The organism is Arthrobacter sp. Ld5, from assembly GCF_051172775.1.
Lineage (GTDB): Bacteria > Actinomycetota > Actinomycetes > Actinomycetales > Micrococcaceae > Arthrobacter_D.
The window spans coordinates 517,751-541,037 of record NZ_JBPKBO010000024.1 but is presented as its reverse complement, the minus strand read 5'-3'; the positions used below and the strand labels follow the sequence as shown (position 1 = coordinate 541,037).

At 73.0% G+C, this 23,287-nt stretch carries 18 protein-coding genes; 10 read left to right on the top strand and 8 right to left on the bottom strand.

Annotated elements, in window-relative coordinates:
• Nucleotides 1-37 precede the first annotated feature (37 nt).
• The 5 genes from ACSGDB_RS15565 (at nucleotide 38) to ACSGDB_RS15545 (ending at nucleotide 8,883) form a co-directional block, all read left to right on the top strand.
• Nucleotides 38-5,014, top strand: coding sequence for an Lhr family ATP-dependent helicase (locus ACSGDB_RS15565; protein WP_434995850.1), 4,977 nt, complete (start codon nucleotides 38-40; stop codon nucleotides 5,012-5,014).
• Entirely contained in the window at nucleotides 5,007-5,825 is an 819-nt protein-coding gene (locus ACSGDB_RS15560) for a DNA-formamidopyrimidine glycosylase family protein (RefSeq protein ID WP_434995849.1), read from the top strand. The genes ACSGDB_RS15565 and ACSGDB_RS15560 overlap by 8 nt, the downstream gene beginning before the upstream one ends.
• A 39-nt stretch (nucleotides 5,826-5,864) precedes the next feature.
• Nucleotides 5,865-6,773 carry an RluA family pseudouridine synthase gene (locus ACSGDB_RS15555; RefSeq protein ID WP_434996006.1) on the top strand — a complete coding sequence of 303 codons (909 nt, stop codon included), beginning with the start codon at nucleotides 5,865-5,867 and terminating at the stop codon, nucleotides 6,771-6,773.
• A gap of 117 nt (nucleotides 6,774-6,890) precedes the next feature.
• Nucleotides 6,891-7,526: a DedA family protein gene (locus ACSGDB_RS15550; protein WP_434995848.1), complete on the top strand. Its 636-nt coding sequence runs from the start codon at nucleotides 6,891-6,893 to the stop codon at nucleotides 7,524-7,526.
• Nucleotides 7,489-8,883, top strand: coding sequence for a tryptophan-rich sensory protein (locus tag ACSGDB_RS15545; RefSeq protein ID WP_434995847.1), 1,395 nt, complete (start codon nucleotides 7,489-7,491; stop codon nucleotides 8,881-8,883). The genes ACSGDB_RS15550 and ACSGDB_RS15545 overlap by 38 nt, the downstream gene beginning before the upstream one ends.
• 58 nt (nucleotides 8,884-8,941) lie before the next feature.
• On the opposite strand, the gene ACSGDB_RS15540 is transcribed toward ACSGDB_RS15545, so the two are convergent.
• The 4 genes from ACSGDB_RS15540 to ACSGDB_RS15525 form a co-directional block, all read right to left on the bottom strand.
• A complete protein-coding gene (locus ACSGDB_RS15540) occupies nucleotides 8,942-9,874 on the bottom strand; it encodes an NADP-dependent oxidoreductase (protein ID WP_434995846.1) in 933 nt (310 codons plus the stop codon).
• A gap of 127 nt (nucleotides 9,875-10,001) precedes the next feature.
• Nucleotides 10,002-12,830: a phosphoenolpyruvate carboxylase gene (gene ppc / locus ACSGDB_RS15535; protein WP_434995844.1), complete on the bottom strand. Its 2,829-nt coding sequence runs from the start codon at nucleotides 12,828-12,830 to the stop codon at nucleotides 10,002-10,004.
• 152 nt (nucleotides 12,831-12,982) lie between these two features.
• Nucleotides 12,983-13,336, bottom strand: a complete 354-nt coding sequence (locus tag ACSGDB_RS15530) for a DUF202 domain-containing protein (protein WP_434995843.1) — start codon at nucleotides 13,334-13,336, stop codon at nucleotides 12,983-12,985.
• Between the two features lie 2 nt (nucleotides 13,337-13,338).
• Nucleotides 13,339-13,680: a YidH family protein gene (locus tag ACSGDB_RS15525; RefSeq protein ID WP_434996004.1), complete on the bottom strand. Its 342-nt coding sequence runs from the start codon at nucleotides 13,678-13,680 to the stop codon at nucleotides 13,339-13,341.
• 269 nt (nucleotides 13,681-13,949) lie between these two features.
• On the opposite strand from ACSGDB_RS15525, the gene ACSGDB_RS15520 reads away from it, so the two are divergent.
• Nucleotides 13,950-15,140: an ATP-grasp domain-containing protein gene (locus ACSGDB_RS15520; protein WP_434995842.1), complete on the top strand. Its 1,191-nt coding sequence runs from the start codon at nucleotides 13,950-13,952 to the stop codon at nucleotides 15,138-15,140.
• 16 nt (nucleotides 15,141-15,156) lie between these two features.
• Here the strand turns inward: ACSGDB_RS15520 and murJ are convergent, their stop codons facing one another.
• The 3 genes from murJ to ACSGDB_RS15505 all read right to left on the bottom strand — a co-directional run bounded on the left by murJ (nucleotide 15,157) and on the right by ACSGDB_RS15505 (nucleotide 18,767).
• Nucleotides 15,157-16,674, bottom strand: coding sequence for a murein biosynthesis integral membrane protein MurJ (murJ, locus tag ACSGDB_RS15515; protein WP_434995841.1), 1,518 nt, complete (start codon nucleotides 16,672-16,674; stop codon nucleotides 15,157-15,159).
• A 110-nt stretch (nucleotides 16,675-16,784) separates the two neighbouring features.
• Entirely contained in the window at nucleotides 16,785-17,945 is a 1,161-nt protein-coding gene (locus ACSGDB_RS15510) for an acyl-CoA dehydrogenase family protein (RefSeq protein ID WP_434996003.1), read from the bottom strand.
• 36 nt (nucleotides 17,946-17,981) lie between these two features.
• A complete protein-coding gene (locus ACSGDB_RS15505; protein ID WP_434995840.1) occupies nucleotides 17,982-18,767 on the bottom strand; it encodes an SDR family NAD(P)-dependent oxidoreductase in 786 nt (261 codons plus the stop codon).
• 143 nt (nucleotides 18,768-18,910) lie between these two features.
• Between ACSGDB_RS15505 and ACSGDB_RS15500 the strand changes: the two genes are divergently transcribed.
• Nucleotides 18,911-19,927, top strand: coding sequence for a glycoside hydrolase family 76 protein (locus ACSGDB_RS15500; RefSeq protein ID WP_434995838.1), 1,017 nt, complete (start codon nucleotides 18,911-18,913; stop codon nucleotides 19,925-19,927).
• A 12-nt stretch (nucleotides 19,928-19,939) separates the two neighbouring features.
• The gene (locus tag ACSGDB_RS15495) at nucleotides 19,940-21,169 is read left to right on the top strand and encodes a saccharopine dehydrogenase family protein (protein WP_434995836.1); all 1,230 of its coding nucleotides are present in this window, start codon (nucleotides 19,940-19,942) and stop codon (nucleotides 21,167-21,169) included.
• A gap of 21 nt (nucleotides 21,170-21,190) precedes the next feature.
• Here the strand turns inward: ACSGDB_RS15495 and ACSGDB_RS15490 are convergent, their stop codons facing one another.
• Complete coding sequence (locus tag ACSGDB_RS15490) at nucleotides 21,191-21,793, bottom strand: YdeI/OmpD-associated family protein (RefSeq protein ID WP_434995835.1); 603 nt, start codon at nucleotides 21,791-21,793, stop codon at nucleotides 21,191-21,193.
• 92 nt (nucleotides 21,794-21,885) lie between these two features.
• On the opposite strand from ACSGDB_RS15490, the gene ACSGDB_RS15485 reads away from it, so the two are divergent.
• Together ACSGDB_RS15485 and ACSGDB_RS15480 are read left to right on the top strand one after the other, a co-directional pair.
• Nucleotides 21,886-22,569, top strand: a complete 684-nt coding sequence (locus ACSGDB_RS15485) for a VOC family protein (protein ID WP_434995833.1) — start codon at nucleotides 21,886-21,888, stop codon at nucleotides 22,567-22,569.
• A gap of 114 nt (nucleotides 22,570-22,683) precedes the next feature.
• On the top strand, nucleotides 22,684-23,223 hold the full coding sequence (locus tag ACSGDB_RS15480; RefSeq protein WP_434995832.1) for an NUDIX hydrolase family protein: 540 nt from the start codon (nucleotides 22,684-22,686) through the stop codon (nucleotides 23,221-23,223).
• Nucleotides 23,224-23,287 lie beyond the last annotated feature (64 nt).

Sequence of the window (23,287 nt, the reverse complement as noted above, 5' to 3'; positions counted from 1 at the left end):
CCGACCGAGTGTCGGTGCGCTGGGGCATGATGAGGGAGTGACGCAGGTACTGACGAGATTCACCCCCGCAACCCATGAGTGGTTCGCAGGGGCCTTCTCCGAACCCACCCCCGCCCAGGAGGGGGCCTGGTCCGCCATCTCCGCGGGCTCCAACGCGCTCGTCGTCGCCCCGACGGGCTCGGGCAAGACCCTCGCCGCGTTCCTCTGGGCCCTGGACCGGCTGATCGCCTCCGGCGAGGGCGGCGGCGACCCCGACCCCGATCCTCCGGCCCCGGCGAAGGGCCGGAAGGCACCGGCGAAGCCGAAGCGCAGCACCCGCGTCCTCTACATCTCACCGCTGAAGGCGCTCGGCGTCGACGTGGAACGGAACCTGCGGGCGCCGCTGATCGGCATCACGCAGACGGCCAAGCGCCTCGGCCTCCCGGCCCCGAGCATCACCGTGGGCGTCCGCTCCGGGGACACCCCCCAGGCCGAGCGCCGGGCCATGCTGACGCGCCCGCCGGACATCCTCATCACCACGCCCGAGTCGCTGTTCCTCATGCTGACCTCGAAGGCACGCGAGACGCTGCTGGAGGTGGACACCGTCATCATCGACGAGGTCCACGCCGTCGCCGGCACCAAGCGCGGCGCGCACCTCGCGGTCTCGCTGTCCCGCCTCGACGCCCTCCTGGACAAGCCCGTGCAGCGCATCGGGCTCTCCGCCACGGTGGAGCCGAAGGAGACCGTCGCCCGCTTCCTCTCGGGCAACGCCCCCGTGGAGATCGTCGCGCCGCCGTCCAGGAAGCAGTGGGACCTGACCGTCACCGTCCCGGTGGAGGACATGACCGAACTCGGCCGGGCCACCGCGAACACCGACGACGACGGCGACGCCGTGCCGCAGGCGAGCATCTGGCCGCACGTCGAGGAGAAGATCGTCGACCTGATCGAGCAGAACCGGTCCACGATCGTGTTCGCCAACTCGCGCCGGCTCGCCGAACGCCTGACCGCACGGCTCAACGAGATCCATGCGGAACGCCGCGAGCGCGACGCCGTGTGGGCCGCGGGTGGCGACCCGGCCGCCGTCGAGCCCGCGCCTCCGCCGTCGTTCGCGCACACCACCGCCACGCCCGCGCAGATGATGGCCCAGGCGGGGCAGTCCACCGGTGCCGAGCCGCTCCTCGCGCGCGCCCATCACGGATCCGTGTCGAAGGACCAGCGCGCCCTGATCGAGGACGACCTCAAGTCGGGGCGCCTGCGCTGCGTGGTGGCCACGAGTTCGCTGGAGCTCGGCATCGACATGGGCGCGGTGGACCTCGTGGTGCAGGTCGAGTCGCCGCACTCCGTCGCGAGCGGGCTGCAGCGCGTGGGGCGCGCCGGCCACCAGGTGGGCGAGGTGTCGCAGGGCGTGCTCTTCCCCAAGCACCGCGGGGACCTCATCAACACCACGGTCACGGTCGAGCGCATGCTCGCCGGGCAGATCGAACCCCTCTACATCCCCACCAACCCGCTCGACATCCTCGCGCAGCAGACCGTCGCGGCCGCGGCGCTCGGGACCATCGACGTCGAGGAGTGGTTCGACGTCGTCCGGACCTCCGCGCCGTTCGCCACGCTGCCCCGCTCGGCGTTCGACGCGACCCTCGACCTGCTCGCCGGCCGCTACCCGTCGGACGAGTTCGCCGAGCTGCGCCCGCGCATCATCTGGGACCGCGTGGAGGGCACCATCACCGGACGCCCCGGGGCGCAGCGCCTGGCCGTCACGTCGGGCGGCACCATCCCCGACCGCGGGCTGTTCGGCGTGTTCCTCGTCGGCTCGGAGGGTGAGGGCCCGCGCGCGGGGGGCCGCCGCGTGGGTGAGCTCGACGAGGAGATGGTCTATGAATCCCGCGTGGGCGACGTCTTCGCCCTCGGCGCCACCAGCTGGCGCATCGAGGAGATCACGCACGACCGCGTGCTGGTCTCCCCCGCCTTCGGCCAGCCCGGCAAACTGCCGTTCTGGAAGGGCGACTCCCTCGGCCGGCCGGTCGAACTGGGCCGCGCCCTCGGCGCGTTCCGGCGCGAGATGGCGGGGGCCACGCCGGAGAAGGCGCAGGAGCGGTGCGAGCGCATCGGGCTCGACGCGTGGGCGTCGGGGAACCTCATGACCTACCTCTCCGAGCAGCGCGAGGCCACCGAGGTGGTGCCGAACGACAGGACGCTCGTCGTCGAACGCTTCCACGACGAGCTCGGCGACTGGCGCGTGGTCCTGCACAGCCCCTTCGGCATGCCCGTGCACGCCCCATGGGCGCTCGCCGTCGGTGCCCGGCTCGAGCAGCGCTACGGCATGGACGGCTCGGCGATGGCTTCGGACGACGGCATCGTGCTGCGCGTCCCGCTCATGGACGACGAGCCGCCCGGCGCCGACCTGTTCCTGTTCGACGCCGAGGAACTGGACGGCATCGTCACCGCCGAGGTGGGCGGGTCCGCGCTCTTCGCGTCCCGCTTCCGCGAGTGCGCGGCCCGGGCCCTGCTGCTGCCCCGCCAGAACCCGAGCAAGCGCACCCCCCTGTGGCAGCAGCGGCAGCGGTCGGCGCAGCTGCTCGACGTCGCGAAGAAGTACCCGACGTTCCCGATCGTCCTCGAGACGGTCCGGGAGGTCCTGCAGGACGTCTACGACCTGCCCGCGCTGAAGGACCTCGCGGCCTCGCTCGAACGCCGGGAGCTGCGGATCGTGGAGGTGACCACGCAGCAGCCCTCCCCGTTCGCGCGCTCCATGCTGTTCGGGTACGTGGCGTCCTTCCTGTACGAGGGGGACTCCCCGCTGGCCGAGCGGCGGGCCGCCGCGCTCTCGCTGGACCCGACCCTCCTCAACGAGCTGCTCGGCCGCGCCGAACTGCGGGAACTGCTCGACGCGCGGGTCATCGCGGACACGGAACTCGAGCTGCAGCGCCTCAAGCACGACCGCCTGGCGCGCGGAGTCGAAGGTGTCGCCGACCTCCTGCGCCTGCTCGGACCGCTGACCGTCGAGGAGATCGCCGAGCGCCTCGAGGCGCCGGCCGGGGACCAGGCGCCCGTCGCCGCCGCCCACCCGACGGACGCCCTCGACGCCGGCGTGCCCCCGACCAGGGATCCCGCGGCCGGAGATGCCTCGGACGAGGAGCTGCTCGCCGACACCGCGCGCGTCGCCCCGGACACCGTGAGGGCCTCGCCCGCGGTGGTGCGGGAACACGTCGCCGCCCTGGTGAGGGCCAACCGCGCGCTGACCGTCACCATCGGCGGCGTCGAGCGCATCTCGGCCGTCGAGGACGCCGCCCGCCTGCGGGACGCCCTCGGCGTCCCCCTGCCCATGGGCATCCCCCTGGCCTTCATCGAACCCGTCGCCGATCCCCTCGGGGATCTCGTGGGACGCTACGCGCGCACCCACGGCCCCTTCACGGCCGCCGAAGCGGCGTCCCGCCTGGGGCTGGGCGTCGCCGTCGTCGCCGGCTCGCTGCAGCGCCTCGCCGGCGCCGGCCGCGTGGTGGAGGGCGAGTTCCGCCCCGCCGAATCGGTGCCCGTGCTCGACATCTCGGCGGCCTCCGGCGCCGAGCCCGGGACGATCACCGTGCACGCCCCGGCCGCCAGCGAGTGGTGCGACGTCGAGGTCCTCCGGCGCCTCCGCCGGCGGTCGCTGGCCGCCCTCCGGCAGGAGGTGGAGCCGGTGGACCCCGCCACCTACGGACGGTTCCTGCCGGCCTGGCAGCACATCGGCTCCGGCCTGCGCGGGCTCGACGGCGTGGTCACCGTCATCGACCAGCTCTCCGGTGTCCCCATCCCCGCCTCCGCCTGGGAACCGCTGATCCTCGCCCAGCGCGTGGCCAACTACGCGCCCGCCATGCTCGACGAGCTGACGGCGACCGGCGAGGTGCTCTGGTCCGGCGCCGGGTCGCTCGCCGGCAACGACGGCTGGATCGCCCTGCACCTGGCCGAGAACGCTCCCCTGACGCTCCGCCCCGATCCGACGTTCGAGCCCACGGCCCTGCACACGGGGCTGCTCGACCTGCTCGCCGGCGGCGGCGGGTACTTCCTGCGGCAGCTCACCAACCAGCTCGACGTGCAGGAGGCGACGTCGGACACCGCCGTCGTCACCGCGCTGTGGGACCTGGTGTGGGCGGGCAGGATCAGCAACGACACGTTCTCCCCGGTGCGCGCCCTCCTCGCCCACGGCAAGACGGCCCACAAGCAGCGGCCGGTGCCTGCCCGCGCACGGGCACCGCGGGCCGGTCGGCTGGGCCGCGCCCCCGGCAAGTCGCTCACCGGGGCCTCGATGCGCCTCGGTTTGGCCGGGGACGACGGCGCCACCGGCGGCTACCAGCGGCCCACCCCTCCCCTGGCGGCCGGCCGGTGGAACATGCTGCCCGCCGTCGAGGCGGAGACCACCCTCCACGCGCACGCCCAGGCGGAGCTGCTGCTGGACCGCTACGGCGTCGTCACGCGCGGGGCCGTCGGCAACGAGGGCATCCCGGGAGGATTCGGCCTCATGTACAAGGTGCTGGCACGGCTCGAGGAGATGGGCCGGTGCCGGCGCGGCTACTTCATCGAGCACCTCGGCGCCGCCCAGTTCGCCGTCCCCGCGACGGTGGACCGCCTGCGCTCCTTCAGCGCCGACAACCAGCTGCCCACCGCCCGGGACGTGCTCGGCGGCGAGGCCCCGCCCCTGAAGGCGACGGCCCTCGCGGCGACGGATCCCGCCAACCCGTACGGCGCGGCGCTGGGCTGGCCGCAGGCGGAGGGCGGGCACCGTGCCGGGCGGAAGGCCGGGGCGCTCGTGGTGCTCGTGGACGGGGCACTCGCACTGTACGTGGAGCGGGGCGGCAAGACCCTGCTGGCGTTCAGCGAGGACGTCGACGTGCTGCGGGCGGCAGCCCTGGCCCTGGTGACGATCATCCGCCGGGGGGCCGCGGAGAAGATGGCCCTCGAGAAGGTCAACGGCGGCGAGATCCTGGACACGGACATCGGCCGCGCGCTCGCCGACGCCGGGTTCCACTCCACCCCGAAGGGGCTGAGGATCCGTGCCTGAGGGGGACACCGTCTGGCGTGCCGCCCGCGACCTGCACCGCGCCCTCGCCGGGAAGACGCTGACGCGCTGCGACATCCGCGTGCCCCGCTTCGCGACCGTGGACTTCACCGGGGACACCGTGCAGGAGGCGGTGTCCCGCGGGAAGCATCTGCTCATCCGGGGCGGGGGCGACGACGGCTGGGACATCCACTCGCACCTCAAGATGGAGGGCCTCTGGCACGTCTACGCCCGCGGGGAGAAGTGGCGGAGGCCCGCCTTCAAGGCGCGGTGCATCCTGGAGACCGCGGACGCCGTCGTCGTCGGATTCGAACTGGGCTTCCTGCGGGTGATCCCGCGCAGCGAGGAGGACGACGCCGTCGGGTACCTGGGACCGGACCTGCTCGGTCCCGGCTGGGACGCGGAGGAGGCGCTGCGACGCCTGCGGGAGCAGCCGGAGCGGCCCGTCGGCCTCGCCCTGCTCGACCAGCGCAACCTCGCCGGGATCGGCAACGTGTACCGGTGCGAACTGTGCTTCCTCGCCGGCGTCCACCCGCTCACCCCGGTGGGCGAGGTGCCGAACCTGCCGCGCATGGTCGAGCTGTCGAAGAAGCTCCTCGAGGCCAACAAGGAGCGCAGCACCCGGGCCACCACGGGGCAGCTGCGCGGCAACACGCTCTGGGTGTACGGGCGGTCCCGGCGGGGCTGCCTGCGCTGCGGCACACCTGTGGCGCTCGAGCAGCTCGGGGACAGGGAGACGGAGCTGCGGGAGCTCTACTACTGTCCGTACTGCCAGCCGCGATTGGAAGCACCGGCGGGCACGGCACTACCCTGACGGGGTGGACGGAATCCGACGGGCGGCGCGCTGATGGCGATGAAGTCGCCCCTGCCCGTGCGCAACGGCGTCAACGCGACCCGGCTCCGCCTGCCGGCGGAGGGCCCGTGGGAGACCGCCCTCGACTACATCCTCGACCGCTTCGACCACGTGGACCCCGACGGCATCGGCGAGCGCTTCGACCGCGGTGAGGTGGTCGCCCTCGGCGGCGAGGTCCTGACGCGGTCCACTCCGCTGGGCGAGCACACGTTCGTCTGGTACTACCGTGAGCTGCCCGTCGAGGAGCGGCTGCCCGTGGAGCTGTCCATCCTGCACCAGGACCGTCACCTGCTCGTCGTCGACAAGCCGCACTTCCTGCCGACCACGCCGGGCGGCATGTACGTGGCGGAGTCCGCCCTCGTGCGGCTGCGCGTGGAACTCGGCCTGCCGGACCTCATTCCCATGCACCGCCTGGACCGCATGACCGCCGGGATCCTCATGTTCTCCGTGGACCCGGACACGCGCGGCGCCTACCAGCTGCTCTTCGAGAACCGGCGCATCAGCAAGGAGTACCGGGCCGTGGCGCCCGTCCGGCCGGAGCTGCGCCTCGACGAGGAACCGCTGGAGGTGCGGAGCCGGATCGTGAAGTCCCGGACCTACCTCCTGGCCCAGGAGGTCGAGGGCCCGGCGAACACCCACACCACGGTGAGCCTGCTCCAGGAGCGCGCCGGCCTCGGCCTGTACCGGCTGCAGCCGCACACGGGGAAGACCCACCAGCTCCGGCTGCACATGGCGTCCCTCGGGCTCGGCATCGTCAACGATCCGTTCTACCCCGTGCTGCACCCGCAGGCCCCCGACGACTACACGAAGCCGCTGCAGCTCCTCGCGCACAGCATCGCGTTCACGGACCCGGTGGACGGCACGGAGCGGAGCTTCGAGTCCGGCCTCACCCTGACCGCGTTCGTCTGACCCTCCGCCGGCCCTCCCCGGACCGGCCGCCGTCCCACCCGGGGCCGGTCCCCTGCGTGGCCGATTTTCCTCCCCGGGCCCGGGGCTCGCTCCCGGTCCTGACGGTACATTGGCGGGGTGGACCTGCCCGGAACGGACATCCCCGACCCGCTCTACCTCCTCGTCATGTTCGCCGTCGTCGTCGCCGATGTGGTGCTCCCCGTCGTGCCCTCGGAACTGCTCGTGATCGGCTCCGGCACGATGGCCGCCGACGGCCTGATCCTGCTGCCCGTCGCGGGTCTCGTCGCGTGGAGCGCCAGCCTGCTCGGGGACGTGGCGCTGTTCCTCCTGTTCCGGCGCAAACTCACGCATGTCCTCGACCGTTTCCGCTGGGGGCGCCGGGTCCACCGCGGCCTGCGGGAGGCCATCGCGAAGGCGGGCTCGTCGCCCACCTACGCCGCCGTCGTCGCCGTGCGCTTCCTGCCCGGTGGGCGCACCGCGAGCGTGTCCGCGGCGGGCATCGCGGGACTGCCGCTGCGCCCCTTCCTGCTCGCGGCCGCCACCGGCGGCGCGCTGTGGACGGCCTGGATGGTGGGGCTCGGTTTCGTGGCGGGCGCCTCGACCGGGCTGCCCGCCTGGGTGGGTGCCCTGCTCGGATTGGTGGTCGGTACGCTTGTGGGAGCCATCACAGCGGCAATCCTCGCCCTGAAGAGACACCGGAAGGCCACGAACGCGCATGAGCACCCTGAAGAACCCGGGTCCGAAACTCCCTGACAAGCCGGGCAGGCCACCGGTCGTCACGGAGAAGGAACCCGTGTCCTCACTCTCCCCGGAGACGGCGAGTGTCCTCGAACGCCTCAAGTCCGCTCGGCCGCGTGCTGCTGCGACGGGCGACGACGAGGGCCGCCCGGACGCTGCGTCCACCGCGACGGGTGCGGGCGGGCGGGACGGTGCAGCCGACCGCGCACCGGCCCCGACCGGGACAGCGACCGCGGCGCCGGGTGCCGGCGGCCTCCGCACCCTGGACGCGACCACCGGGTCGGCAGCCGGCCCCGGAGCACCGGACGGCCGGGGCAGCGATGCGCGCGGCGCGGACGCCGCGGAACGCCTCCGGGCCGCGAGCGCCTCCGCGAAGGCAGCGGCGGGTGCCACCGGCAGGGCCCTCCGCCACGGCAGTGGCGTCACCGGGAAGGCCCTGCGCCAGGGCAGCAGCGCGACCGGCAGGGCCCTCCGGCAGGGCAGCAGCACCACGGCACGCCGGGTCTCCTCCTGGGACCGGGACGTGATCCGGCAGGTCGTCGTGACGGTGTGCGCGATCGCCTGCATCCTCGGCTCGGCGGCGGGGGTCGGGGCTTTCGGCGGGCCGTCCATCAGGGACGCCGCAGGCGGCCTGTTCGCCCCGGACGCGACGCTGCTGGCGCCGTCGTCGACGGCCTTCTCCATCTGGAGCGTCATCTACGCGGGCCTGGTGGCGTACACGGTGTTCCAGTGGCTGCCGTCGCAGCGGAGGACCGACCGTCAGCGGCGTCTCGGCTGGACCGTGGCGGCGTCCATGCTCCTGAACCTCGCGTGGATCCTGAGCGCCCAGGCCGGCCGACTGACGTTGAGCCTCGTAGTCATCATGCTGCTGTTCTTCGCTCTCCTGTCCGCCATCCGGACCCTGAACGAGCACCCCAACGAGACCCGGCTGGAGGGTGCGCTGGTGGACACGCCGATCGGCCTCTACCTGGGCTGGGTGCTTCTCGCGGCGGCCGCGAACTGGGCGGCGTTCCTCACGGCGGCCGGAGCGGACCTCTTCGGATGGTCGGGGGTCGTCTGGTCCATCCTCGGGATCACCGCCGTCCTCCTGACGGCCGCCGTCATCTGCTCGACGGATCGAGGACGCCTCGCCGTGGCCGTCGCGACCTCCTGGGGCCTGTTGTGGATCGCCGTCGAACGGGTCCTGGGCCAGCCCTTCGCCATGAGCCTGGCGTTCTACGCCGTCCTGGCGATCTTCCTGCTGCTCATCACCGCCGGGTCCCGCCGCCACCGCGTGGACCACGAGTACCGGCACTGGCTCCGGGCGCAGCAGGACGCCCGGCGCGCACCCGTCCACCTGGGGAGCGGCGACCACGAGGACTCCCACCACTAGGCGGCTTCCGGACACGGCCCCCGCAGCGGCGCCGTGCCCCGAACCGGTCCGGGTCTAGCTAGCCCTGCTCGCCGACCGTGACGGCGATCTTGCCGCGCACATGGCCGTCGATGCTGCTGTGGAAGGCGTCGGCTGCACGCTCCAGGGGGAACGTCCCGGCGAGGACGGGCGTGACGCTCCCCGCTTCGACGAGCTCGGTGAGCGCGAGGAGGTCCTCCGGGTTGGGCCGGACGAAGATGTACCGGCCGCCCTTCTCCTTCACCTCGGCGTCGGCCACGGAGGCCACCCGGGTGGCGTCGGCGAGGAACGCGAGGGACGCCACCCAGTCGTCGCCGCCCACGTAGTCGACGACGGCGTCGAGCCCCTCCGGTGCGGCCTCCGCGATGCGCTCGCCGAGTCCCTCGCCGTAGGTCAGCGGCTCGGCACCCAGCGACCGCAGGAAGTCGTGGTTCTTCTCGGACGCCGTGGCCAGCACGCGGGCGCCCCACGCCTTCGCGATCTGGATCGCGTACGTCCCCACCCCGCCGGCGCCGTTGTGCACCAGGACGGTCTCGCCGTCGGACACCCCGACGGCCCGCAGCGACTGGTATGCCGTGAGTCCGGCCAGCGGCATCGTGGCCGCCTCCGCCCAGGACACGTTGCGCGGCTTCCGGGCGAGCGTACGCACCGGGGCGGCAACCTGCTCGGCGAAGGTCCCGAAGCCCACGGTGTCCGCACGGACGTAGCCGATGACCTCGTCGCCGGCCTGGAACTCCGTCACCGACGGCCCGGGCTGGACGACGACGCCGGCCAGGTCCCATCCCGGGATCACCGGGAAGTAGGCCGGCAGCGCACCGTCGAGGTACCCGGCCGTGATCTTCCAGTCCACCGGGTTGACCGAGGATGCCCGGACGTCGACGAGCACCGCGTCCGGTCCGACCTTCGGGTCCGGCTGCTCACCGTACTGGAGGACGTCGGGGTCGCCGTACTGCTCGTAGAACACTGCCTTCATGGGGTCTCCTCCTTCTGGGCCGGCCCGCCGGTTCGCGGCGGGCCGGTCGCTCGTTTGCTTCCTGGGGCGCAACGGAGCCACCCCCGGGCCTATTCCGGGGGTGGCAGGGTGCGGCGGAGCACGAGCGTCAGCCGGTGTTGCGCATCCCGGCCGCGACCCCGTTGATGGTGATCAACATCGCACGCTGGAGCTGGCCGTCGGGCTGCCCGCCGTCGGCCTCGGACCGCACCCGCCGCAGCAGCTCCACCTGGAGGTAGGAGATCGGGTCGAGGTACTGGTCGCGCACGGCGAGGGAGCGTTTGAGGACCGGCTGGTCGTCGAGCAGCTCGTGTTCACCCGTCAGCAGCCGGATCTCGGCGAGCGTGAGCTCGTACTCCTCCCGGATGACCCCGAAGAGGTGCTGCAGCTCGCCCGGCACGAGGGCCTCCACGTAGTGGGCCGCGATCTCGAGATCCGTCTTGGCGAGGGTCATCTCCACGTTCGAGACCACGGTACGGAAGAAGTGCCAGCGCTCCAGCATCTCCGCGAGCAGTCCCTCGTGACCGGCCTCCCGGGCGGCGCGCAGGCCGGAGCCGACACCGAACCAGCCGGGGACGATCTGCCGGGACTGCGTCCACCCGAAGACCCACGGGATGGCCCGCAGGCCGCCGAGGCCGCTGCCCGAATCGGGACGTTTGGCCGGCCGCGACCCGATGTTGAGGGAGCCGAGCTGCTCCACCGGCGTGGAGGCGAGGAAGTACGCGGGCAGGTCCTCGTGGTCGATCAGTGAGCGGTACCGGGCGAACGCGGCGTCCGACACCGTCTCCATGACCTCCGCCCAGCGGTCCCGCTCGTCGTCGGACGAGCGCGGCGTGCGGTGCAGCGCGGACCCCTGCATGACCGCCGCCAGGGACAGCTCGAGGTTCTCCCGGGCGAGGGAGGGGAGCAGGTACTTGTCGCTGATGACCTCGCCCTGTTCGGTGAACTTGATCTCGCCCTCGAGCACCCCGTTGGGCTGGGCGACGATGGCATCGTACGTGGGTCCGCCGCCGCGGCCCACGGACCCGCCGCGGCCGTGGAACAGCCGCAGCCGGACCCCGTGCTTCGCGGCGACGTCACGCAGGAGCCGCTGCGTCTTGTGGATCTCCCAGAGGCTCGTGAGCACGCCCGATTCCTTGTTGGAGTCCGAATAGCCGAGCATCACCTCCTGCACGTCGCCGCGCAGGCGCACCACCTCCCGGTACGTGGGGTCGGACAGCAGGGTGTCGACGATCCGGGCGGAGACCCGCAGCTCGTCGACCGTCTCCAGCAGCGGGGCGAAGCCGATCTTCGCGAACGCACCGGAGTCGGCGCCCCCGGACCCGTTCCCGACGACGTCGACCAGTCCGGCTTCGCGGGCGAGGACCACCGGGGCCAGCACGTCGTCCGCTCCCCGCGTCATGGACACGATGTAGGTCTCGATGACGTCCGGGCCGTAGGTCTCCAGGGCGGCGGCGATCTCGCGGAAGACGTCGAAGGTGCGGCGGGCGCCGTCGTCCAGGGGAGGGTGCGCCGTCGCCAGCGGACGCCGGGACGCCAGTTCGTCCGACAGCGCCCTGAGGCGGTCGGCGCGGGCCAGTTCGAGGTAGGGGACCTCGAGCTCACCGAGCCGGTCGGTCAGCTGGGCGATCACGTCGTGGTGCATGTCCGCGTGCTCGCGGACGTCCAGCGTCGCGAGGTGCAGCCCGAAGGACGAGATGACACGCGACGCGGTGGCCAGCGCCCCGTCCGCGGCGAGGCCCGCCGAGTGCTCCCGGAGGGAGTCCCCGACGAGGGCGAGATCCGCCAGCACCTGCGCGGTGGCGTTGTAGTCCCGGCCGGGCTCGTGCGCGGTGTGGTTCTGCACCCGGGTCGCGGTGTTGAGCAGCTTGGCCTTCACGCAGGTCAGCTTGAGCCGGTAGGGCTCCTGGGCGTTGAGTTCGAGGATCCGCTTGTCGAGGCGGGGCAGGTTCGCCAGGTCCCGCTGGATGGAGGCCGTCAGCTCCTCGGACGCCGGGACGATCGCCGTCGAGGAGGACAGCGAGGAGATGAGCCGGTCGACGAAATGGATCGCGATGCGCACGGCCTGCTGGTTCTGGATCTGCAGGATCTCGCGGGTCACGGCCGCGGTGACGTTCGGGTTGCCGTCGCGGTCGCCGCCGATCCACGAGCCGAACCGGAGCGGGGCTCCCTCGGCGGGCAGCGCCACGCCGTGCTCGGCCAGCAGGTCGGAGAGGTCCTCGAGCAGTTCGGGCATCGACGTCGTGAGGATGTCGCCGAGGTAGTAGATGGCGTTCCGTGCCTCGTCGATCGGTGTGGGCCGCACCTGGCGCAGTTCGTCCGTCTGCCAGATCAGGTCGATCACCTCGGCGAGCCGCCGGTCCTGCCGCCGTCGGTGCTGGGAGCCCTCCGGCGTGGCCTCGGCGAGGATGTCCGAGAGGCGGCGGATCTTGTCGAGGACCGAGCGCCGCGACGCCTCGGTGGGGTGCGCCGTGAAGACGGGGCGCACGTCGAGGGAGGCGACGACGTCGGCGAGCGCGGCGGTGCCCGCGTCGGAGGCGATGCGGGACACGGTCTGCGCGAGCCAGCCGTCCTCCTCGGGGCGCGTACGCAGCCCGCGGACGCGGTGGACCTGCTCGGCGGCGTTGGCCAGGTGGAAGTACGCCGCGAAGGCGCGCACGAGGTCCGTCGCCTGGTCGATGGGCAGGGCCGCGAGGAGCTCGCGCACACGCCCGGCCAGCTCCGCGCGCTCACCGGCGTCGCCGACGGTGCCCGATTCCTTGGACTGCTTGGTGAGCAGGCGCACGCGCTCCACGAGGTCCAGCAGTTCCTGCCCGTGCTGCCGGACGAGGGATTCGCCCAGCAGCGTGCTGACGCGCCGCACGTCGGCCCGGAGGTCGGCGCTGAGGTCTCCCGCGTCGCCGGAGGGAGGGGCTGTCAGGTCGAGGGGCACTGTCACGCTGGCCTGCTTTCAGGTCATGGGGAACGGGACGTATACGGCACTGGATACGACGGATGATGGTCGGATTTTACCCGGCGATGTGGTGTGCACCTCACCCGCGCCGTCATGTGAAGCAGCCGCCGGTGTCCGGCCGGCCACGGGTCCGGCGGTCAGCCGACGGGCAGCGCGACGACGACGACCAGCGCCAGTGCACCGAGGACGGCCACGGCGGCGGTGGTCCCCAGCACCCCGACGGCGTCGGCCTCGATCCGACCGTCCTCGATCCCCCGGGCGCTGCGCCGGTAGCGGCGGGCCTGTCCGGCGGCGATGACGAGGGCCGTCACCAGCGTCAGCAGCGTGAGCAGGAGGGGCGCCCAGCCGTGCCGAGGCACCCAGCGGAGCAGGAGGAGGCCCGCCACGACCAGGGCGAGCATGGTGCGGTTCCAGGCCAGCGTCGTCCGTTCGGGCTGCAGCCCGGGATCGGCGTGCAGTCGCCGGTCCGGGCCGTCCTGCGGGGCGTGCACGCTCAGACGCCGCCCAGGACGACGGCGAGGAACGCTGCGGCGACGAGCGCGGCCCCACCGGCCAGGACCGGGACGAGAATCGGGAGCGGCAGCGGCGCCTGCCGGCGCATCGCGCGCTCGACGGCGAGCCAGCGGACGCCGGCCGCGACGGCGAGGACGATCGAGAGCAGCAGGAGCACGACCGCGAGCCCGGTCCGGACAGGCTCCACGAACGTGTCCGCGGTGAAGGCCTCGACGGCGACGCCCCCGGCGAGGAGCGCCAGGGCCGTCCTGATCCAGGCCAGGAACGTGCGTTCGTTGGCGAGGGTGAAGCGGGGATCGGGCTCGGTCCCGCCACCGAGCATCCGTGCGGACCAGTCCCGGCGTCCGGGGCGTGGGGCCCCTGCCTGCAGGGGTGCGCCGGGTGTCCCCTGCGCGTGTTCGGACGGCTCGTCCCTCGAAGACCTCACCGCCCCATGGTAGGGCCGGGCCTCGGCGGGCGGGGCGTTTCCAACGCACCGGCACGCCGGCCTCCACCCCCGCTCGATGACCCCGTGCGGACGGGCGTTTTGCCTTTTCACGCCATAGTGCGATTGGCTGGGATCCCGCCGATCGCCCCACCGTCGAGGTTCACATGCATCAGCCGCAGGACGACCCGACCACCCGGGCGGGCCGGGAGCCTGCGACGACCCAGGCCCGACGTCGCGTCCTGATCGTCGCCACCGGCCGGGACCGCGGTGCACTCGCAGCCGCCCGCGCCTTCCGGCGCGCCGGCTGGTACGTGGGCGTGGGGACCCCCGAGGGTGGGGGATCGCTCGGTGCGTCGACTGCCTGCGATGCCACGTTCCATGTGCCGCGCCCCCGCGACGGGAGCGCCGGCTTCATCGAGGGTGTCCGACGAGCGGCCGAAGCGGATACCTTCGACGTCGTGTTCGGCGGAGGGGACGACTGGATGGCAGCCCTCGCCGCCTACCGGGAGCAGATCCCCGTCCCGGTCGCGCATCCCGACTTCGGCGTCATCGAGACGATCCTGGACAAGCTCCGGCTCGCCCGGCATGCCGAGAAGGCCGGGCTGGCGTCGCCCCGTACGGAACTCGCCACGGACGAGGCCCTCGCCCGCTGGTCCGGGCCCCTCGTCGTCAAGTGCAAGGAACACTGGGCGCCCGGGCACGTCCATCCGTTACGCATCGAGGCCAAGCTGTTCGACTCCCCTGCGGCCGCACGAGCCCAGGTCGAGAGGATCCGGGCCGCCGGGGCGCAGGCGATCCTGCAGGAGCCGGTGGACGGGACGCTCGGAGCGCTCATCGGCGTCTTCCATGACGGCAGGCTGCTCGGCCGCACCCAGCAGGTGTCGACCCGCCTGTGGCCGACACCCAACGGTGCCTCGGCCCGGGCATCCACCGTCGCCGTCGACGAGGTGCTGGTCGGGAAGGTCGAGGCGATGCTCCTCGACGTCGGCTGGCACGGGCTCGTCGAGCTCCAGTTCCTCACCGGCCACGACGGCGTACCCCACCTGATCGACTTCAACGGACGGTTCTACGGCTCGCTCGCGCTGGCCGAGTCGGCGCGGCCCGGCCTGGTGCACACCTGGGCGTTGAGCGCGCTCGGCGCGCAGCCGTCTCTCCTCGCCGACGCGACACCCGGGAAGCGCTACACGTGGCTCACCGGCGACCTGCGGCGCGCCCGCATCGAACGGCGCGGCGGTCTCCTCCGCGACCTCGCCGGCACCCTCCTGTGGTCCGCGCGGGCGCGCCACAGCATCTGGGATCCCCGCGATGTCGGCCCGTCGGTGAGCCTGGCGCTCCGGCGGTTCCGCCGTCCCTGAGGACCGGCCGGTGCGGTCACCGCCGGCGTGCGGCCCGCAGCATCTCGAGCGGCACGAGCCGCTCCGGCGCCCGGACGAGGACCAGTCCGGCCACGTACACGCCGAGGATCACGGTCCCGGCCGACGTTCCCTGGACGAGAGGGGAGGCGCCGTCGGTCGCGGCGAGGACCGCCGCACCACCCAGGGCCGCCGCGGCACCGAGCGCCGCGGCGCGTGCCACGAGGGCGAGGGCCGGCCGCACCTCCACCGCCGCGTGCCGGCCCGCGAGGAGCCAGGCATTCGCGACGGCGGCGAAGACGAGCGAGGCCGTCGTCGCCAGTGCGATCCCGGCCACGCCCATCACCGGTGCGAGGAGGATGTCGCCGGCGACGTTGATGGCCATGGCGGCGAGGGACACGAGGACCGGCGCCCGTGAATCACCGAGCGCGTAGGACGTACTGACCATCACCTGCCGCACTCCCATCGCGACCAGCGCGGGTGCGTACCAGAGGACCGCGACGGCGGTGGTGCCGGCGTCGTCAGCCGTGAACTCCCCGCGTCCGTAGGCGACGAGCGACAGCGGCAGCGCCGCCACCATCAGCACGACGGTCAGCGGGACCAGGATGGTGACGGTGACGGACAGCCCGCGGGACACGAGCCGCCTGACCTCGCGCACGTTGCCGGCGGCAGCCCCGAGTGCCGGGTACAGCGGCACGAGGAGGGAGGCGATGAGCAGGGTCTCCGGAAGGTTGACGAGCCGCCAGCCGTAGGACAGGGCCGTGATGGCGCCGTCGCCCAGGGTCGATCCGACCGCCCGGTCGACCAGCGAGTTCACGTTGGCGATCGCGCTCCCCACGAGCAGCGGCGGCATGAGCCGCGCGATCTCCACGAACCCCGGGTGCCGCACCTCCCATCGGGGCCGGATGCGCAGACCGAGTGCGTGCAGGGGCGGCAGCTGCAGCGCCAGTCGCGCCGCGGACCCGACCACGAAGCCGATGGCGAGTGCCTGGATGCCGTACCGCGGGCCGAAGAGTCCGGCGGACCCGATCATGATGATGTTGAACGGCACTCCCTGCAGCGAGGACCAGACCACCCTGCCGTGGGCCTGCGCGACCGCCGCCAGGAGGTCCGTGCCCGCGATGAGGACGGTGGCCAGCAGGACGATCCTCGTCAGGGTGACGGTGAGTTCCGCCTGCTCCTCCTCGAAGCCCGGTGCCAGCACGGCCGTCACGGGGCCGGCGCAGATACCCACGACGACGGCACCCAGCCCGAGGACCACCATGGTCACGGTGATGGCGGTGTCGAAGCTGTGGTGGCCCCGGCAGCGCGGCCCCTCGGCGGCGACCTCGCGCGCGATGACGGGGGTCACGGATCGGGCCATGGCGTAGGCCACCAGGCCCAGCACGACGTTCATGAGTCCCTGCGCCACGAGGTAGGCGTCGAGGGAGGGTCCCGCCCCGAAGACCGCGGCGATGACGACGTCGCGCACGAACCCGAAGACGGTGGAGACGGCCGTCAGGGCCGTCACCACGACGGCCGCACGCGAGACGCTCACCCGACCGCCTCCCGATGTCATGCCCAGCCAGAACCCCGATCATCTAAGCATGGTGGCCGTCGGGAGGGCGAAACGGGTGTCCCCCTGCCCGTCACCGGTCGTGTGGGGGGTCAGGCGAAGGCCGAGATGCCCGTCAGCGCCCGGCCCACGATGAGGCTGTTGATCTCGTAGGACCCCTCGTAGGTGTAGACGGCTTCCGCGTCGGCGAAGATCTTCGCCATGGAGAAGTCCGTCACGATCCCGTTCCCGCCGAGGATGCCCCGTCCGAGGGCCACCGTCTCGCGCATCCGCGCCGTCGTGAAGGACTTGGCGAATGCGGCCTGCGCCATGTCCGACGCCCCCTGTTCCTGCAGCTGGGCGATGCGCGCCATGACCCCGAGGCTCGCCGTCGTGTTGCCCATCATGGTGACGAGCTGGTCCTGGACGAGCTGGAAGCCGGCGATCGGGCGGCCGAACTGGTGCCGCTCCACGGCGTACTGCCGGGCGACGTCGAACGCGGCCAGCTGCTGGCCGACGGCCTGCCAGCCGACGAGGATCCGGGAACCGAGCAGCAGCTGCCGCGTGTCCTCGAAGGACGCGATGCCGGCGAAGCGGTCCGCCTCCGCGACGCGCACGTCGGTCAGGGTGATGTCCGCGTTCTGGACCGTCCGGAGCGCGGTCTTGTTCGCGATGACGGTGCGGCTCACCCCGGGCAGTGTCGCGTCGAGGATGAAGCCCCGCACGCCCCCGGTCTCCGTGTCCCGTGCCCACAGGAGCATGTAGTCGCAGAACGTGCCGTTGCCGATCCACCGTTTCGCGCCGTTGATCACCCAGGTGTCGCCGTTCCGGGTGGCGGTGGTCGCCATGCCACCGGCGACGTCGGAGCCGTGCAGCGGCTCGGTGAGCGCGAACGCCCCGGTGATCGTCAGGTCCATGGCGTCCTGCAGGAGCCGCGTCTTCTGCTCCGCGCTGCCGAAGGTGTGCAGGGCCTCGACGAAGAGATCGTGGTGGACCATGAAGAATGTCGCGATCGAGGTGTCGGCCCGGGTCATCTCGGCGATCACGAGGCCGCTGAACAGGTGGCTGTAGCCCTGCTGCACGGGTGTGCTGAGGTGCAGGCCCGCCAGCTTCGGCAGGATCTCGTGCGGGAACTCGGCCCGATTCCACCAGTCGACGGCGGAGGGCGTGACCTCCTTGTCCAGGAAGTCGCGGACGTCCTGCAGCTTCGCGCGCTCGCGGGCGGAGAGGAGGGATTCGAAGCCGAGGAAATCGGCGGCGGGCAGCTGGCTCATCATCGAGCCGTCCTTTCGTTGAGACCGGGAGCAGCGCTATCTGGGCGCCATGCGGATGGCGCCGTCGAGGCGGATCGTCTCGCCGTTGAGCATCTGGTTCCCCACGATGTGCGCCGCGAGCGCGGCGTACTCGACGGGCTTGCCGAGGCGGGAGGGGTGCGGCACCTGCGCGCCGAGGGAGTCCTGGGCCTCCTGCGGCAGTCCGGCCATCATGGGCGTCTCGAAGATGCCGGGGGCGATGGTGACCACGCGGATGAGGGACCGCGCGAATTCGCGGGCGAGCGGCAGCGTCATCGCGGCGACCCCGCCCTTCGACGCGGCGTAGGCCGGCTGCCCGATCTGGCCGTCGAACGCGGCGACGGACGCGGTGTTGATGATCACGCCACGCTCCTCCGAGCCGCCGAGGCCCGGGACGGCGGGGGTGGCGGCCATGGCTTCGGCGGCGAGCCTGATCACGTTGAAGGTGCCCACGAGATTGACGGTGACGACCCGGGCGAACTGGTCGAGCGGCAGGACGCCGCCGCGCCCGAGGACCTTGCCCGGTGTGGCGATCCCGGCGCAGTTGACCACGATCCGCAGCGGGCCGAGGGCGACGGCGGTGTCGACGGCGGCCTGGACCTGGGCGGGGTCGGCGACGTCGGCGGCGACGAACCGCACGCGCTCGCCGCGCGGGTCGAGTTCCACGGCGGCTTCGGCCCCGGCGGACTGCGGCAGGTCCACGAGGACCACGGCTGCGCCGTCGTCGACCAGCCTGCGGGCCGTGGCGAGCCCGAGCCCGGACGCGCCGCCGGTGACGAGGGCCACTGCTCCCCTGATGTCCATGCCTGGTCCTTCCGCATCCGGTGGACCGCCGTCGGTCCAGCCGCGCCCAGCGTACTGTGACGTGGCCCACTGCGCATCCTGTGGGTGTTCTGCTGCGCATCCTGCTCAACCCGGCGACGTACCGGCGGAACTAGGGTGGTCACATGCCCATTCCCGACGACGCTGCCGCCGCGGCGGCCCGCAGCGTCCGGCACCTGTTCGCCCGGCGGAGCCTGCGGATGCCGGGGACGCGGCTGGCGGCGGTCGCGTTCCCGGCGCCGACCAGCCCCCGGAGCCACTGGCACTACTGGTGGCAGGCGCATTACCTCGACTGCCTCCTGGACGAGCACCGGCGCGACGCCGCCACGGGTGCGCTGCCCGAGGCCCGGAAACTCGCGCGCGGCATCTGGCTGCGGAACGGGGGCCGGTGGCGGAACGCCTACTACGACGACATGGCCTGGCTCGCACTCGCCCTGCAGCGCCTGGACGCGCTGGACGGGCGGCACCGCCCCCGGCGCCGTGTCCGGGTGCTCGGGGAGGCCCTCCGGTCGGCGCACACCCCGGACCTCGGCGGCGGCGTCTACTGGAACACCACGCGTGACTACAAGAACACGCCGAGCACCGCCCCCGCCGCGCTCTTCTTCGCCCGCGCCGGCGAGACGGCACGGGCGCAGGAGCTGCTCGACTGGCTGAGGGAGCGCCTGTTCGATCCCGGGAGCGGCCTCTACCTCGACGGCGTGAAGGCCGACGGCCGCGTGGAGCGGTCGCTGCACACCTACAACCAGGGCACGGTGCTCGGCGCGCTCGTCGCCGTCGGGGGGCCGGACAACCTGCGGCACGCGGCCGATCTCGTCGGGGCGGTGGCCCGGACGGTCGCCGACGCCGACGGCGTGCTCCCACTGGCAGCCACCGGCGACGCGGGCCTCTTCACGGGGATCCTCGCGCGCTATCTCGCCCAGGCCGCGTCGGCAGGCATCCGAGCGACGGCCGCGACGGAGGCCCGGGCCGTCCTCGGCGCGACGGCGGACACCGTCTGGTCCGGCCGGCGCACGGACGCCTCCGGCATGCTCGTCTTCCCGCCGCGGCAGGACGGGCCGGTCAGCCTGTCCTCCCAGCTCCAGGCCTGGATGATCCTGGAAGCCGCGAGCAGCGCCCGGAAGGGGCGGACCGCCGCCGGGTGACAGACTGCTGACATGGAGAACCCCCGTGACCACGACCTCGTCATCTATGGCGCGACCGGCTTCGTCGGCGAACTGATCGCCGCCTACCTCGCGACGCATGCCCCGGACGGCCTGCGGATCGCACTGGCGGGCCGGTCGAGGGCCAGGCTCGAGGCGGTCCGCTCGCGGCTGCCCGCCGCCGCACGCACGTGGCCGCTGCTCGAGGCGGACTCGGAGGACGCCGCCTCGATCGCCGCCCTGGCAGCAGGCACCCGGGTGCTTTTCACCACGGTCGGCCCGTACGCGAAGTACGGCCTGCCCGTCGTCGAGGCCTGCGCGCGGGCGGGCACCCACTACGGCGACCTGACGGGTGAGGTGCTCTTCGTCCGCGAGGCCATCGACCGCTGCGACGCCCTGGCCCGGGCGAGCGGCGCCCGGATCGTCCACTCGTGCGGCTACGACTCCGTCCCCTCCGATCTCGCGGTCCTGCTGCTCCACCAGGCCGCGGAGGCCGACGGCGCCGGTGACCTCACCGAGGTCCAGCTCGTCGCGACGGCCAGGGGCGGCCTCAGCGGAGGCACGCTCGACTCGATGCGCGGGCAGCTCGACGGGATGCGGTCGACCCCCGCCCTGCGCTCCCTCGTCGCCGACCCCTACGCCCTCAGCCCGGACCGCGCCCAGGAGCCGGACACGAAGCAGCCGGCGGACGTCGCGTCCGTGCGCCGCTCGGAGAACGGACTGTGGACCGCCCCCTTCATCATGGCGGCGGCCAACACGCGGATCGTGCGCCGCAGCAACGCCCTGCAGGGCTGGGCCTACGGCCGTTCCCTGCGCTACGGGGAGGTGATGGGCATCGCGCGCGGACCGGTGGGGGCGGTGACGGCCGCGGCGACGACGCTCGGACTCGGGGCGTTCGCCGGCGCGATGGCGTTCCGGCCGACCCGGCGCCTTCTCGACCGCGTGCTGCCGGCGCCGGGGACGGGCCCGAGCGAGGCCACACGAAACAACGGCTGGTTCCGCTCCCAGGTGACCGCCCGCACCGAGAACGGGCACCGGTACCGGGCGCTCGCCGCAGGACCCGGTGACCCCGGCTACGCCGCCACCGCCGTCATGGCCGGGGAGACGGCGCTGGCCCTGGCGCTGGACGGCGACCGGCTCCCGCCCCGGAGCGGATCGCTGACACCTGCCACCGCGCTGGGCGACGTGCTCGTGGAGCGGCTCCGCGCCGCCGGGCACACCTACGAGGTGACCCGGCTGTCCTGACCCTCTTGCCCTGACCGGGCGTCAGTCGCCCGCCGACGCACCCTTCTTCTGCGGGTAGAGCGTCTCGCCTCGCGCCAGCATGGCGACGAACTTCGCGATGTTGCGCTCCTTCGCCGCGTCTGTCTTCAGCTGGGAGAGGCGGAAGATCATGGCGTAGCGGTTCTGCGAGGACAGGGTGCGGAAGGTGGCGAGCGCGGAGTCGTCGGCCTCGATGGCGGCCGTCAGGTCGGGTGGCATCTCGGCGCTCGCCGGTCCCGCATACGCGCGCTCCCACCGGCCGTCGGCCTGCGCCGCCGCCACCGCCCGCTCCCCCGCGTCCCGCATGCGTCCCTCGGCACGGAGCCGCTCGATGTGCGCCTGGTTGCGCACGGACCAGATGCTGCGCGGGCCGCGCGGCGTGAAGCGCTGGAGGTAGGTGTGCCCGTCACGCGATTTCGCCTGGCCGTCGATCCACCCGAAGCACAGCGCCTCGTCGAGGGCATGGGGGTAGGTGAGCGCCGTCGTCGTCCCGCCCTTCTTGTGCTCGATCAGCCAGACGCCGGGCGAGGAGGCGTGGTTCTCCTCCAGCCAGGCCCGCCAGGCGGGGGCGTCGGGCAGGAGGAGTTCGGGCAGTTCGGCCTTCATGCGCCCACCCTAGGACGCTTCCTGCCGTCGCGGAACCACGCGTGCTGGCATGCTGGACGGACCCGCCCGCCGACCGATCCCGAGGAGAACCCATGCTCCGTGTCCGCCCCGTCGTCTCCACGCCGGATCTTCCCGGCGCGGCCCGCTTCCTGCAGGCCCTCGGCCTCGCCCCGGCGCAGGACCCCGCACCGGACGGCTCCTGCGCCGTGTTCGACGCCGGGAGCGGCCGCGTGGCCCTCCGCGCCTGCACCGCGGGCAGCGCAGAGGACGGCACCGTGCGCCTCGCCTTCGACGTCTCCGACGTACGGGAGTTCGCACGCCGGACCGCGGGATCGGGCGCCCGATTGACCGTCGAGCTCACTGACGGGGACCGCCCCACCGCCCGCGTCACGGGACCGGACGGGCTGTCCCTGCACGCCGACGCCGGGCCGCGGGAGACGGCGGCGCCGCCGTCGCCGCTGACGGTGCTCGCCCTCTGGTCCACCCCCGAGGTCGGAGCGGCCGCGGCGGTGCTGGACGGCATCGGGGCGAGGCCCAGGATCAGGGCCGGCGCCGGACACGAGTTCCGGGCGAAGAACGGTGGCCTCGTGGCGGTGCGGACGGACGCCCGGACGGCCGCGGGGTTCGCCTTCGAGTACGACGGCGACGTGCGGGACCTCGTCCGCGGCCTCACGGGCGCCGGTTACGCGCCCGAGGTGGTCGACGAGGGCCACGAACGGTCGCTGCGGGTGCGCGCTCCCTGGGGCACCGGGGTCCGGGTCCACGAGCGACAGTGAGACTCCCGCGGCGCCGCGGGGCACCGAGGGTGCATCCGGCGCGGGGATTCAGCCACTGGCCGAAGAACAGCGCGGCACCTGCCCGGGGCCGGGCCACTGCGATAGAACTGAGGTATGAACGTTCGCACCCCTGACCCCAACCCGGGCTGGCTCTCCGAAGATGACCTGTACGAGGCCCGCCGCCGCCTGCCGATGGTGTACGTGGAGGCGATTCCGGTGCGGTGCGACTCCCTCGGGTACGTGAACGAGGTGGGACTGCTGCTGCAGGCCAGCGACCAGGGCGAGATGGTGCGGACCTTCGTGTCCGGGCGCGTCATGTACCGGGAGACCATCCGGGCCGCGCTGCTGCGGCACCTCGAGAAGGACCTCGGGCCGATGGCCCTGCCCCAGCTGCCGCCGTCCCCCGTCCCCTTCACGATCGCTGAGTACTTCCCCTCGCCGTCGGAGACGGGCCTGACCGACGACCGCCAGCACGCCGTCGCCCTCGCGTACCTCATCCCGGTCACGGGCGAGTGCAACCCGCGGCAGGACGCACTGGAACTGTCCTGGCTGACGCCGTCCGAGGCGCTGAGCCCGTCGATCCAGGCCGAGTTCTCGGGCGGTCGCGCGGACCTGCTGCGCCAGGCGCTGGCCCACGCCGGCTGGGGGCGCTGAGCACCTGTCGGGCCCCGCGTTACCGTATCGTCGTATGGGCGCGCTGGGGCGACGGTGAACATCC